This window comes from Myceligenerans indicum (assembly GCF_016742955.1).
GTDB lineage: Bacteria > Actinomycetota > Actinomycetes > Actinomycetales > Cellulomonadaceae > Myceligenerans > Myceligenerans indicum.
Map to the genome: position 1 here is coordinate 107,429 of NZ_JABBYC010000002.1, position 13,943 is coordinate 121,371.

General features: G+C 70.5%; 10 protein-coding genes. 5 read left to right on the top strand and 5 right to left on the bottom strand.

The features are described 5' to 3' along the window. Window positions 1–90: 90 nt before the first annotated feature. The 4 genes from iolB to HGK34_RS02790 are packed head-to-tail and all read left to right on the top strand — an operon-like array spanning window position 91 to window position 4,950. Window positions 91–1,002 carry a 5-deoxy-glucuronate isomerase gene (gene iolB / locus HGK34_RS02775; protein WP_201845054.1) on the top strand — a complete coding sequence of 304 codons (912 nt, stop codon included), beginning with the start codon at window positions 91–93 and terminating at the stop codon, window positions 1,000–1,002. 20 nt (window positions 1,003–1,022) lie between these two features. After that, the gene (gene iolD / locus HGK34_RS02780) at window positions 1,023–2,906 is read left to right on the top strand and encodes a 3D-(3,5/4)-trihydroxycyclohexane-1,2-dione acylhydrolase (decyclizing) (protein WP_201845158.1); all 1,884 of its coding nucleotides are present in this window, start codon (window positions 1,023–1,025) and stop codon (window positions 2,904–2,906) included. A gap of 56 nt (window positions 2,907–2,962) precedes the next feature. Beyond that, window positions 2,963–4,021: a Gfo/Idh/MocA family protein gene (locus HGK34_RS02785; protein ID WP_307815701.1), complete on the top strand. Its 1,059-nt coding sequence runs from the start codon at window positions 2,963–2,965 to the stop codon at window positions 4,019–4,021. A 50-nt stretch (window positions 4,022–4,071) separates the two neighbouring features. Continuing rightward, entirely contained in the window at window positions 4,072–4,950 is an 879-nt protein-coding gene (locus HGK34_RS02790; RefSeq protein ID WP_201845055.1) for a sugar phosphate isomerase/epimerase family protein, read from the top strand. Window positions 4,951–5,098: 148 nt separating this feature from the next. Here HGK34_RS02790 and HGK34_RS02795 read toward each other — a convergent pair whose 3' ends face one another. The 5 genes from HGK34_RS02795 to HGK34_RS02815 form a co-directional block, all read right to left on the bottom strand. Further along, window positions 5,099–7,741, bottom strand: coding sequence for an alpha-L-rhamnosidase (locus HGK34_RS02795; protein ID WP_201845056.1), 2,643 nt, complete (start codon window positions 7,739–7,741; stop codon window positions 5,099–5,101). Between the two features lie 27 nt (window positions 7,742–7,768). Then, window positions 7,769–8,686, bottom strand: coding sequence for a carbohydrate ABC transporter permease (locus HGK34_RS02800; protein WP_201845057.1), 918 nt, complete (start codon window positions 8,684–8,686; stop codon window positions 7,769–7,771). Continuing rightward, window positions 8,683–9,573: a carbohydrate ABC transporter permease gene (locus HGK34_RS02805; RefSeq protein ID WP_201845058.1), complete on the bottom strand. Its 891-nt coding sequence runs from the start codon at window positions 9,571–9,573 to the stop codon at window positions 8,683–8,685. The genes HGK34_RS02800 and HGK34_RS02805 overlap by 4 nt, the downstream gene beginning before the upstream one ends. Window positions 9,574–9,658: 85 nt before the next feature. Next, complete coding sequence (locus HGK34_RS02810) at window positions 9,659–10,978, bottom strand: ABC transporter substrate-binding protein (RefSeq protein ID WP_307815687.1); 1,320 nt, start codon at window positions 10,976–10,978, stop codon at window positions 9,659–9,661. Between the two features lie 92 nt (window positions 10,979–11,070). Next, the gene (locus tag HGK34_RS02815) at window positions 11,071–12,105 is read right to left on the bottom strand and encodes a LacI family DNA-binding transcriptional regulator (RefSeq protein ID WP_201845059.1); all 1,035 of its coding nucleotides are present in this window, start codon (window positions 12,103–12,105) and stop codon (window positions 11,071–11,073) included. A gap of 192 nt (window positions 12,106–12,297) precedes the next feature. On the opposite strand from HGK34_RS02815, the gene HGK34_RS02820 reads away from it, so the two are divergent. Continuing rightward, on the top strand, window positions 12,298–13,695 hold the full coding sequence (locus HGK34_RS02820) for an RICIN domain-containing protein (RefSeq protein WP_201845060.1): 1,398 nt from the start codon (window positions 12,298–12,300) through the stop codon (window positions 13,693–13,695). Window positions 13,696–13,943 lie beyond the last annotated feature (248 nt).

The following is a 13,943-nucleotide window of genomic DNA, read 5'->3' on the forward strand; positions in this document are numbered from 1 at the left end:
CCGCGCGGCGACCGCGCGACTGCAGTACGACGGAAGCAGGACCCACCGACGATCGACGGACGTACCGATCACGAAGGAGTGATGCACGCGATGCACGCGCGCAACGCATGGTTCCACCCGCGCGGCGGGCTCTCCCGGAACGGCTGGGAGAGCGTGGTCGACGCGACGCTCGACGGCTGGGCCCACACCGGCCTGCGAGTGGCCGATCTCGGCGACGGGCGCCCCCGCGGACTGCCCGCCGCCGAGGCCGAGCGGATCGTCGTGCCCCTCTCCGGCGGCTGCGAGATCGCCTGGACCACGACGGACGGCTCCGGCGTCGTGGAGCTCGAAGGGCGGGCCTCCGTCTTCGACGGGCCGACCGACGTCATCTACCTCCCGATCGGTACGACGGCGACGATCGCCGGTTCCGGGCGCGTCGCCGTCGCCGAGGCCCCGGCGACCACCCGGCATCCTCTCCGGGTCATCGGCAGGGACGAGGTGCCCGTCGAGCTCCGCGGCGCCGGGCGGTCCAGCCGGCAGGTGCACAACTTCGGCACTCCGGGCGCCCTGGATGCCTCCAAGCTCATCGTGTGCGAAGTGATCACGCCGGCCGAGAACTGGTCGTCGTACCCGGCGCACAAGCACGACGAGCACGTCGCGGGCCACGAGTCACGACTCGAGGAGATCTACTACTTCGAGACGGCCACCGCGCGTGGCCTCGGCGCGCCCGCCGAGGCGGACCCGTTCGGCATGTTCGCCACCTACTCGTCCCCCGCCGGCGAGATCGACACCACCGCGATCGTGCGCACGGGCGACGTGGCACTGGTGCCCTACGGCTACCACGGGCCGGCCGCCGCGGCTCCCGGCTACGACCTCTACTACCTCAATGTCATGGCCGGGCCCGACGCCGAGCGCGAGTGGCGCATCAGCGACGACCCCGCCCACGGATGGGTCCGCTCGAGCTGGGAGGCTCAGACGCTCGACCCCCGGCTCCCCTACACCGCCTCCCAGGAAGGACGCTGACGACCGTGGAGACCAAGCGGATGACGGTGGCGCAGGCCCTCGTCGAGTTCCTCGCCCGCCAGTGGACCGTCGACGGCGATCTCCGGGAGCGGACGATCCCCGGGATCTTCGGCATCTTCGGGCACGGCAACGTCGCGGGCATCGGGCAGGCGCTGCGCCAGGCGAACGAGCTCGAGCCCGATCTCATGCCGTACTACCAGGCTCGCAACGAGCAGGCCATGGTGCACCAGTCCGTCGGCTACGCCCGCATGCACCGGCGCCGGGCGACCTTCGCGTCGGCGGCGTCCGTGGGTCCGGGTGCCGCCAACATGCTCACCGGCGCCGCGCTCGCCACGAGCAACCGCATGCCCGCCCTGCTGCTGCCGAGCGACACCTTCGCCACCCGCGTGTCCGACCCGGTGCTGCAGCAGCTGGAACTCCCGCACGACATCGGCGTGCAGGTGACCGACGCCTTCCGCCCGCTGTCGCGGTTCTTCGACCGCGTGCAGCGCCCCGAGCAGCTCTACTCGGCCGCGCTGGCGGCGATGCGCGTGCTGACCGACCCTGCCGAGACCGGCGCCGTCACCATCGCGCTGCCCGAGGACGTCCAGGCCGAGGTGCTCGACGTGCCACTGGAGTTCCTCGCACACCGGGAGTGGCACCTCCGTCGGCCACTGCCCGAGCCAGGTCCGCTCGGCCGTGCGGTCGCCGCGATCCGTGCGGCCGAGCGGCCCCTCGTTGTCGCCGGAGGCGGCGTCATCTACTCCGGGGCCGAGGATGCGCTGCGCCGCCTCGTCGAGGCGACCGGAATCCCGGTCGGCACGTCCCAGGCCGGCGGCGGCGCGCTGCCGTGGGACCACCCGCAGTACCTCGGCGGCATCGGCGCGACCGGCACCACCGCCGCGAACCGCCTCGCCGCGGACGCCGATCTCGTCATCGGCATCGGCACCCGGTACAGCGACTTCACCACCGCGAGCCGCACCGTGTTCCAGAACCCGGACGTGACGTTCGTGAACGTCAACGTCACCGGTTTCGACGCCTACAAGCACGGGTCGCAGCTCCCCGTGATCGCCGATGCCCGCGAGACGATCGACGCCCTCGTCCCGGAGCTCACCGGCCACCGCGTCGCGTCGGGGTACGCCGAACGCATCGCCCGCGAGAAACGGGAGTGGGACGACGTCGTCGACGCCTCCTTCGCACCCACCGGCGCCGACCGGCCCGGCCAGGCGGAGATCATCGGAGCGGTGCAGGCCGCGAGCGACCCCACCGACGTGATCGTGCAGGCGGCCGGCTCGCTGCCCGGCGACCTCCACAAGCTCTGGCGCGTTCGTGACCCGCTCGGCTACCACGTCGAGTACGCGTTCTCCTGCATGGGCTACGAGATCGCCGGCGGCCTCGGCGTCCGGCGCGGGGCGCCCGACCGGGACGTGATCGTCATGGTCGGTGATGGCTCGTACCTGATGCTGCACACCGAGCTGGTGACCGCCGTGGCCGAGGGCCTCAAGGTGATCGTCATCATCCTGCAGAACCACGGGTACGCGTCGATCGGGCACCTGTCCGAGACGGTGGGTTCCGACCGCTTCGGCACCCGGTACCGCACCTTCGACGAGCAGGCCCGCAACTTCGAGGGCACGGAGATCCTCCCGGTCGATCTCGCCGCCAACGCGCGGTCGTACGGCATCGACGTCATCGAGGTCTCGCCCGGCCCGGACGCCATCAAGAACCTCGGTGCCGCCGTCGCGACCGCGAAGGCCTCCGACCGCTCGACGGTGATCCACATCGAGTCCGACCCACTCGTCTACGCCCCCGACGGCGAGGGCTGGTGGGACGTTCCCGTGGCACCGGAATCGCGGATCGACGTGACCCGGAGCGCCTACCAGGACTACCTCGTCGACAAGGCGAAGCAGCGACCGCTGCTCGGCTGATCGCGTGCCCCCGCACGACGGCGTGTGAAAGGAAGAAGGACATCGTGACTGACAGCATCAGCACCGGCACGGCCTCCTCGTCCCGCGAAGGAGCGTCCACCAAGAATCAGGCCGAGCTCCGGGTCGGCGTCGTCGGAGCCGGCCTCATGGGCGCCGACCACGTCACCCGCATCACCCACCGCATCAGCGGCGCGGCGGTGACCGCCGTCGTCGAACCGGACCCCGGCCGGGCCGGCGCCGCGGCCGCCACCGCCACCGGCGCCCGCACCTTCGCGCGCCTGGAGGACGCGCTCGACGCGGACGCCCTTGACGCCGTCCTCGTCGCGACCCCCGGCAGATACCACGAGGCGGTCCTGCTACCGGCGCTGGAGGCCGGCCTGCCCGTGCTGTGCGAAAAGCCGCTCGCACCGGACCCCGAGTCGTCCTGGCGGGTGCTCCAGGCCGAGCAGAAGCTCGACCGGCCGCACATCCAGGTCGGCTTCATGCGCCGCTTCGACCCGGAGTACCAGGCCCTCAGGGAGCTGATCGCCTCCGGCGACGCGGGCGAGCTGACGATGCTCCGCTGCGTGCACCGCAACCCCGCCGTCCCCGACTCGTTCACGCAGCAGATGCTCGTCAACGACTCGGTGGTGCACGAGTTCGACGTCGTCCCGTGGCTCGCGGGCAGCGACGTGCGCTCCGTCGAGGTGAAGTACCCGCGCCGCAACCGCCTCTCGCCCGCTCATCTGCGTGAGCCGATCCTCGTGATCATGGAGCTGGCGAACGGCGTGCTCGTCGACGTCGAGCTGAACGTCAGCGTCCAGTTCGGCTACCAGGTCGCCACGGAGGCGGTGTTCGACAGCGGGCTGGCACGCATCGGCCAGCCGTCGGGTCTGCAGACCTGGCGGGACGGCAGGTTCTCGGTGCCCGACCACACGTCGTTCAAGACCCGTTTCGCCACGGCCTTCGAGGCCCAGGTCCAGCGCTGGGTCGACGCCGTCGGGCGCGGCACGATCGACGGGCCGAACGCCTGGGACGGGTACCGCGTCGCGCTCGCGTGCGAGGCCGGGGTGAAGGCCCTCGACGGCGGCGTCGTCCCGGTCGAGATCCCTGAGCGTCCCGCGTTCTACGCCTGAATCCTCCACGCCCGTCTTCCACGCCCGAACCGAGAGAGGGAGCCGCCCCCATGGTGCAGATCGCCCTGGACCCCACCCCGTTCCACCACGACCACGACCTGCTCGACTTCCCCGACGTCGTCGCGCGGGCCGGCTACGACGCGATGCAGCTCACGCCGCACGCGGACTTCACGCCGTTCTTCCGTTACCCGAAGGCCGACGACGGCCTCATGGCCGCGCTGCGCAAGCGTGCGGCCGACGCCGGCGTGGCTCTTCCCGCGATTCTGCCGGTGCACCGCATCTCGTGGCCCGACGAGCCCCAGCGCGAAGCGGCCGTGCGCAACTTCCTGCGGGTGATCGACCTCGCGGTCGAGCTGGAGATTCCGGTCATCAACACGGAGTTCTCCGGCCGCCCGGAGCGTTCGGAGGACTCCGAGGCCGCGTTCTACCGGTCGATGGAGGTCATCCTGCCCCGCATCGAGCGGGAGGGACTGCGCCTGAATTTCGACCCGCACCCCGACGACTTCGTCGAGGACGGGCTCGAGGCATGGCGCGTGCTGCGCGGCCTCAACTCCGCCTCGGTCGGCTTCGTGTACGTGGGCTCGCACACCTTCCACTACGGGAACCGCGCCACGACGCTCATCCCCGAGCTCGGCGAGCGCCTCGGCGCCGTGTACGCGGCCGACACGTTCGACCACCACCGCTCCCACGGGCTGCGCTACATCTCGAACCCGCCGGGCAACGCCGCGCGCGTGCACCAGCACCTGCGCATCGGCGACGGCGACGTCGACTGGACCGAGCTGTTCGGTGTGCTCGCGGGCACCGGGTACCTCGACCGCGAGGACGCCCTGATCGTGTCGAACGTGTTCGCCGAGGACGAGGACGCCGAGGCCGTCTCCCACTTCCAGCTCAGGCGGCTGCGGGAGCTGGTCGACGCCGCGCGGCGCTGAGCCGGCACCCCGGAGGTGCCAGGAGATCAAGGGGGAGGGACCAGGGCCGGTCCCTCCCCCTTGTGCCGAGCGCCGGCTCGCCACCAACGACACGCCCTGCCGGCCGGCGACAGTCGGGCGCGGATGAGCCCAGCGCGGGGCACCGCCTCTACCCGACCGGCTCGCCCCAGCAGGCGGGCTCGGGCAGGAGCGACGTGTGGACGCCCGGCCCCAGCTCACGGTCCGGCATCCCGGGGAACTCCCGGACGGCCGTGGTTCCCGTGGGGACCACGATCTCCACCTCCACGCCCTCGGTGCGACGCTCCCACCGGATCGAGGCGCGGCCGTAGGGGGTCTCGTGCGCGGCACGCGCCCAGTCGAGCCCGCTCTCCACACCCGGCCGGAACCGGATCCGCCGCCATCCGGGCTCCAGACAGGCGATACCGGCGACCTCGCGGTGCATCCAGTCCGCGACGGCGCCGAACGCGTAGTGGTTGAACGACGTCATGTCCCCCGGGTTGACCGACCCGTCGGGGAGCATGCTGTCCCAGCGTTCCCAGACGGTCGTGGCGCCCATGGTCACCGGGTACAGCCACGACGGCACGGTGCGCCGGCCCAGGAGCTGGTGGGCGACGTCTCGGTGACCGGTCCGGGTCAGGGCGTCGAGCAGCACCGGGGTTCCCAGGAAGCCCGTGGTGAGGTGGTGGTCCGCCGCACGGACGAGGTCCGCGAGACGCTTCCCTGCGGCGGGCAGCTCGTCCTCGTCGAAGAGGCCGAACGCGATCGCGAGGGCGTAGGCGGCCTGCGAGTCCGACGTCAGTCGTCCGCCACCGGTCCGGTACGCGTCCCGGAACCCCTGTCGCGCGGCGTACGCGCGGGAGTCGAGCTCGTCGGCGTCGTCGGACCCGATGCGGCGTGCCGTCCGGGCGAGCACGTCCGACGAGTGCGCGTAGTACGCGGTCGCCACCAGGTTCGGGTCCGTGAGCCCGCCTGCCGGGTCGTCCGGGGGCGCGGAGGGGTCGAGCCAGTCGCCGAGCTGGTAGCTGCGGTCCCAGACATGCCGCGGTCCGGCGAGCCGGTACTGGAGATCGGCCCAGGCGCGCGCGCTCGCGTACTGGCGGCGGAGCACCCCCGCGTCGCCGAGGCGCTCGCCGAGTGTCCACGGGATCAGGACCGCCGCGTCACCCCAGCCGGCGCCGGGTCGTGGCGGTGTCCACTGCTCCCCTCCGGGGATGACGGGCACGTACCAGGGCACGGTGCCGTCGGGCAGTTGTTCCGCGTCGACGTCTCGGAGCCAGGAGCTCAACAGGCCGCCGCACTGGTACAGGAACGTCGCGGTCGGGGCGAAGACCTGGATGTCGCCGGTCCAGCCGAGCCGCTCGTCGCGCTGCGGGCAGTCCGTGGGCAGGTCGACGAAGTTGCCTCGCATGCTCCACACGACGTTCTCGTGCAGGCGGTTGAGGTCGGGGTCCGATGCCTCGAACCATCCCGTCCGTCTCATGTCGGTGTGCAGCACTCTCGCGGTGATGCTGCCGTGGACGTCCTGGTCACCCCATCCGGAAATCTCGGCGAACCGGAACCCGTGGATGGTGAACCGCGGCTCCCACGTCTCGGTGTCGTCGCCGCGCAGCACGTAGGTGTCGGTCGAGTGCGCACCGCGAAGCGGCCGGGTGCACAGCTCCCCGGCTCCGTCGAGAACCTCGGCATGGCGCATCCGGATGACGTCCCCGCGCTTGCCCCGGAGCGAGATCCGGAGCCGGCCGACAAGGTTCTGGCCGAAGTCGAGGACGAGGCGCCCGTCGGCACGGCGGTCGACCGAGACGGGCGCGAGCTCCTGGGTGCACCGGACCGGCGGACCCGACGGGGCGACGAGGGTCGCGAGGTCGATACGGCGCGGCCCGGCCGGCACCCAGTCGGAGTCGTCGAAACCGCTGGTGGACCAGCCTGCCTGCTCCCTGCCGGCGTCGTAGTGCTCGCCTTCGAGCAGCCCGGCGGCCAGGATGGGGCTCGGGGCGCTGCGCCACGCGTCGCCGGTGGCGTGCACGATGCGCCGGCCGTCGGACAGCACGACCTCGAGCTGGGCGAGGTAGGCCGTCCGGTCACCGTAGAGGTCGACATGACCGCCGTCGAACCCGAGCCTGCCCCGGAACCAGCCGTCCGCGAGCCAGGCGCCGATCGCGTTGTGCCCCGTACGGACCAGGCCGGTCACATCGTAGGTGTAGTAGCGCAGCCGGTTGTGGTAGCTCGTCCAGCCCGGCGAGAGCTCGTCGCTCCCGACACGGATGCCGTTGATCTCGGTCTGGTGGAGGCCGTGCGCGGTCGCGTACAGGCGTGCGCGGACGACGGTTCCGGGGACCTCGACCTCCGACCTCAGGAGGACGGGGGGTCTGTCGCCCGCCGGCCCCTCGGTCCAGCCGGCGCCGATCGCACGCGCGACCCAGTCCCCGGGCCGGAGCAGGCCGGCCTCGATCGTGGTGGCGGGGCTCCAGCCGCTCCGGTCGCCGTCGGCTCCCCACACGCGCACCGAGAGCTGGCCCCTGTCCCGCGGGCGCAACGCCTCGAAGGGCCACGGCACCAGGACCGACTCCCCGGTCGGGATCTCGTGGGTACGGACCTGGCCGTCGAGCTCGAGCCGCAGTTCCACGCCCGTCTGGGCCCAGCTTGCCGGGGCCGTGGTGACCCAGCTGATGCGGGGCCGGGCCTCGCCGATCCCGAACGGGACCCGGTGGTGCTCGATGGTGGGGGTGTCGACTCGCACCGTGGTCGGGTGCGCCGCTCCTGCCCGGTTTCGGGCATGGAGGTACTCAGGCATCGGGTTCTCCAGGGAGTTCGGGGCGGTTCAGCCCTTGACGGAGCCGGCGGTCAGGCCCTTCATGACCTGCTGGTTGAGGAAGAGGTAGAGCAGCAGGGTGCCGAAGACGTTGATGCAGATGGCGGCGAAGAGGGGGCCGTAGGCGGTCTGGCCGAACTCGCCGGAGAACGTCAGGAGGCCCACCTGGATGGTGCGCAGGTCTCGTCCGGTGATGAAGGTCAGGGCGATGAGGAGGTCGTTCCAGATGAAGAAGAACTGCACCAGGGCGACGGTGAGGACCGCGTTGCGCACCATCGGGAAGCCGATCGTCCAGAAGGACCGCAGGACGGAGGCGCCGTCGAGCGCGGCGGCCTCGAAGACCTCGCGGGGCACGGCCCGGAAGTAGGTGGCCATCATGAAGACGGTCAGCGGCAGCCCGATCGCGGTGTAGGTGATGATCAGCGGCCACAGCGTGCCGGCGAGGCCCACCTTGAAGTAGGCCGTGAACAGCGGCAGCAGGATCATCTGACCCGGCACCATGATGCCGACGAGGAAGGCCAGGAGCACCTTGTTCCGCCCTCGCCACACCAGCACCTCGAGGGCGAACCCGGCGGCCACGCCGAAGACGATGATGAAGGCCAGCGCGGGCGCCGTGGCGAGGAGGCTGTTGCGGATGTAGGAGCTGACGTCGCCCTCGGTCCATGCCACGACGTAGTTGTCGAAGGTGATCCGGGACGGCAGCGCCCAGCTCGGTTCGGTGAGGAACTCGTTCTGCGTCTTGAAGGACCCGAGCACGAGCCAGACGAGCGGGTAGATCTCGATCACCAGCAGCACGGCGACCAGGACACGGACCGGAAGCCTGCGCAGGAACCGCGGGATCCGGGGTGGCGGGCCCGCAGGAGTGGGCGCAGGAGCGGTTGCGGTGGTGCGCACCAGGTCGACGCTGGTAGGGGCGGGGGCGCTCATCGCTCCACCTCCGTGATGTCGTTGCGGGAACTGCGGAAGACCAGGAGCGTCACGCCCAGGCTCAGCATGGTGAGCACGAGCGCGATCGTGCTTCCGTAGCCGTAGTCGCCGTAGGTGAAAGCGGTCTGGAACATGTACAGCGTCAGCGGCGTCGTCGACTCCCCCGGGCCGCCTCCGGTCAGGGCGAGGACGGAGTCGAAGACCTTGAGGGTGCCGTTGATGCTGAAGATCACCGCGGAGAGCAGCACCGGGAGCGACAGCGGCAGGACGATGTGCCGGACCAGGCGCCAGCCGTTCGCGCCGTCGAGCCGCGCGGACTCGAGGATGCCCTCGGGGATGTCCACCAGACCTGCGTACAGCAGCACGGCGTAGAAGCCCATCGAGCGCCAGACGTCCATGACGACGATCACCCAGAAGGCCGTGTCGGGGCTACCGAACCAGTCGACGCTCGCCACGCCGAACACGTGCAGCAGTTCGTTGACCAGGCCGTCCCGGGGGGCGATGGCAAACATCTGCTGGAACATCAGCGCGACGGCGACCGTGGGGAGCACCACGGGGAAGAACACGAGGGTGCGCACGATTCCCGACGCGCGACGCAGCGCGAAGACGTAGAGCAGTGAGAGCAGGTAGCCGAGGAGCACCTGTCCGACGGTGATGACGACCGCGTACTTGACCGTGAAACCGAGGGAGCTGAGGATCTGCGGGTCGTGGGCAAGAGTCGCGAGGTTGTGGAATCCGACGTAGTCGAACCCGAACAGGGCGTTGCCGTCGAAGAGCGTGAGCCCGAGCGACCACAGCACGGGCGCCAGCATGACGAGGGAGTAGACCAGCAGGGCCGGTCCGAGCAGGATGACGATCGCCTTCCGATCGCCGAGAACACTGTGCATGGGGTCTGTCCACCTAAGCCGCGGGTCGGGGCGGCGGCGCCTGGTGACGCCGCCGCCGGGGTCGCACTCCGGTCATGCCGACCGGCTACTGGGAGTCCAGGTCCGCCTGGACCTTGGCCATGAACTCCTCGGCGGAGATGGCGCCGGTGACCAGGGGTGCGGCGTTCTGCTGGCTCGTCGTCGTCGCCTTCGCGCCGAACAGCGCCTCGAACCACAAGGTGCTCTCGGTGGTCCCGGCGATCGTGTCCTGCACCAGCTCGGTGAGCGGCGGGACGTCGCTGACGTCGTCGTTCACGGTGAAGCCCGAGACCGTGCCCTGGTCACCGAGCGACGTCGCGCCGTAGTTCTCCGCGATGCAGGACAGCCACGCCCCGACCTTGTCGTCGTACGCGTTCGCGGACACGGCGATCGGCAGCCCGACGTTGGCGGGGATCTGGTCGGCGCTCCCGGCACCGCCCTCGACCTCGGGCAGCGGGAAGAAGCCGATGTCGTCCTCGCCGATCTGGTTCTGCTCCGGGTCGTTGAAGGCGCCGAGCGTCCAGCTGCCCATGTAGAACATGCCCGCCTTGCCGGTCAGGAACTGAGCCACCGCGGTGTCGTAGTCGATCGACCCGACGCCCTCGCCGAAGTAGCCGGCAGCCCCGAGGTCGGCGATCGCCTGGGCGGCGGCGACGTACTCCGGGTCGGTGAGCTTGGCCTCGCCGTCGGCCACCTTCTGCAGCGCGTCCGGGCCGAGCTCCCGGTAGAGGTACCCGCTGATGAGCCGGGTGATCGGCCACCCCTGCTCGCCGGACGCGGACAGCGGGGTCACGCCGGCGGCGTCGAGCGTCGCGGACGCGTCGACGAACTCGCTCCAGGTGGTGGGCACCTCGATGCCGTTGTCCGCGAAGAGCTGCTTGTTGTACCAGACGCCCTCGATGTTGAACTGGTAGGGCAGCACGATGAGCCCGCCGTACAGGTTCTTGATCGTCGAGATCGCCGCGGGCTGGAGGTTGTCCAGCTCGCCGAGGTCCGTGAGCGCCTGCTCCAGGTCCAGGGTCTGGCCCGCGTCGTCGAGTTCCTTGGTGACCACCGGGGAACCGCTCGCGGCGAACTGCGCCGGGAGCGCGTCCTGCCCGCCCAGCAGCTGGAGCTGCTGGTCGAGTCCGGACTGCGGGATGGTCTCGATCTCCAGTCCGAGCTCGCCGTTCTCGGCGGAGCAGTCGCCCTCGCTGAGCGTCGTGAGGGCGTCCTGCACGATCTGGTTGTCGTCGTTGATCAGCAGCCCGAAAGATTCAGCGCCCTCGTTGCCGCCGTTGCCGCCCGAACCTCCGCCGGCACAGCCGGTGAGAACCACGGCCGCGGTAGCCAGGGCCGCCGTGGCGGGCAGCAGCCGTCGTGAGCGACGCACGCGTCGGTTGTCCACAGTTCCTCCTTGAATTGCAGTCGCGCCACTGATTTAAGCGCTTAAATCCGGGACCATACAGAGGCCCTGATCATGGTGTCAACGAGAGCCCGTCAGGCCTGGGGCGCCGGGACCGCCGTGCTCGCCCGAACGACCAGGCCAGGGCGGATCATCACGGTTCGGTGACGATGCTCACCGGCGGGAGTCTTCATCTCCTCCAGCAGGAGCTCGGCTGCGGCCTGCCCCATCGCGGCGCCCTCGAGCTGGACCGCGGTCAGCGCCACCGGACCGCTGCGCGCCGAACGGTTGTCCTCGCACCCGACGACGGCGATGTCGCCGGGAACCTGGACGGCAGACGTCGCATGGAGCCCTTCGGCGATGCCGTTGGCGATCTCGTCGGTGACCGCGACGATCCCGTCCGGCCGACGGTCCGCCGCCCGTCCCGCGAGGTCGTGCGCCACCGCCAGCCCGTCCTCGAAGCCCAGGCCGTCGGTGCCGATCTCCTCGAGCTCCACTCCCCCGGTCTCGCGCACCGCACGCTGCACCCCGAGGCGACGGGCATGCACGGGCTGGTAGTAGTCACGCCCGGCCACGAAGCCGATCCTCGTTCGGCCGGTCTCGACGAGGTGGCGCGCGGCGACGTACCCGGCCTCCTCGTTGTCGACCAGGACGGTGCAGCAGTCCGCACCCGACTGCTCGAAGTTGAGCAGGACCATCGGCCGGCCGTGCGAACGCATCCGCTCGATCCCGGCCAGGGAGTCCTCCATCGGAGACAGCAGGACACCCCCGACCCTCGCCTCGTCGAACAAGCGCAGATAGTCGTCCTGCCTGGTCATGTCGCACGCGGCGTTGCCGATCAGGAGACGCAGGCCCACCGCGTCGGCACCCTGCTGAGCGCCGTGCGCCATGTCCACGAACAGCGAGTTGTCCAGATCGGCCAGGACCATGCCGATCGAGCTGGTGGTACCGGTGGCCAGCGACCGGGCCGCGTCGTTACGCACGAACCCGAGCTCGGCGATCGCCGCGCGGACCTGCTCTGTGGTCGCCGCGGAGACTTTCTCGGGGCGGTTGATGACGTTCGAGACCGTCGCGATGGACACGCCCGCGAAGCGCGCGACGTCCTGCATGCTCGGGTTGGTCTTCTTCACGTTCGCCGGCACCCGTACGCCCCCTCGGTCTCTGATGCACCCGAGGATAGCCGCACCCGCCGGGCCGGAGGCCGCCGGTAGGTCCGCGCATCCCCCGTGTCCGGCCAAGCCTTGTTTAAGCGCTTAAATCCCTGCTACGCTCCCGCCGCCGCACCGTCGACGGTGCGGACCGACCACGACAAGGGAGTCGACGTGAAACACCTCTGGAATGTCCGCCGCGGCCGGCTGGCCGCCCTGGGAGCCGCCCTCGCACTCGTCATCAGCTCACTCCTGGCGTCACCGGCCACCGCGCTCGACGGCGAGACCCGGCTGCACGACCCGAGCATCGTCAAGGCCGACGGCTGCTACTACGCCTACACCACGGGGTTCGAGAACGACCCAGCCAACCCCAGCGGATCGATCATGATCTACCGCACCTGCCAGGCCACGCCGGCGGGCGGCTGGCAGAAGATCGGCAACGTGTGGGAGTCCACTCCGCAGTGGATCACCGACGCCCACGGCGGGACGACCCCGCCGAACATCTGGGCACCCGACATCAACTACTTCGACGGTGAGTACCACCTCTACTACGGCACCGCGATCTGGGGCGTCAACTACGCGGCGATGGGTCTCCTGACCGCCCCGAGCCCGACCGGCCCCTGGACCGACCAAGGCATGGTCACCGACGTGAACTACCCGATCGACCCGGATGTCGTCCGGGGCGAGGACGGCCGCCTGTACCTGGCGTGGGGCTCGTTCGGCGGCATCTACCTGCACGTGCTCAACGAGTCGACCGGCAAGCTGTCGACCAGCGACAACAACCTGTGGCACCTGGCCACACACATGGAGGGCGCCTCGATCGTCCAGAACGGCGGGTACTTCTACCTGCTGGCCCCCACCAGCACCTGCTGCCTCGGCACGAACAGCAACTACAACACGGTCGTGGGCCGCGCCACCTCCGTGACCGGCCCCTACCTCGACAAGAGCGGTCAGGACCTGCGCAACGGAAGCAGCACCGTGATCCTGCGCGGCGCCTGGCCACGCGTGGCCGCCGGAGGCGGCGACGTGTACACCGACGGCACCGACCAGTACCTCGCCTACCACTACTACGACGCCGACAACAACGGCCGCGAGACCCTCGACATCCGGCAGCTCAGCTTCTCCGGCGGCTGGCCCATCCTCGACGCCCCCCTGGGCAAGACGGACACCGTCCTCCAGGTCAGACACTCCCAGCGGTGCGCCGACGTCTGGTTCGAGAGCACCACCCCGGGAGCCGAGGTCGACCAGGGCACCTGCAACGGCGGCGACAACCAGCTCTGGCAGACCACCCGCAACGGCAGCATCTACGAGTTCCGGGCGACGCACTCCGGGCAGTGCCTGGAGATCCCCGGCTACTCCACCACCCCCGGCACCACCGCCGGCCAGTGGACGTGCAACGGCGGCGACAACCAGAAGTGGGAGAGGATCCCGGCCATCGGCGGGTACTCCATGCTGCGCAACGTCGCCACCGGCCAGTGTCTCGAGGTCTACGGGTTCGACACGGGCAACGGTACGGCCCTGAACCAATGGACCTGCAACGGGGGCGACAACCAGCTCTGGCTCATGGACTGACCGCGACGAGGAACCCTTGCGGCGTGCCGCCGGCCCGATCGCCGGCGGCACGCCCGGCGCTCGTCACCACGTCCGGATGAGTCGTCAGCCGACGTGCGGCCGCCCCCTTCTTCGCGCGATCTCCTCCGCCTCACATCTCCCCCCTCGAAACGTTCAGCCCGGCTCCTTGGAGACGGTCAGCACCGCGGTACGACCCGCCCACTCGTCATACAGTCGCCGGGCCACGCCCATCAGCGCCAGGTCGCTGC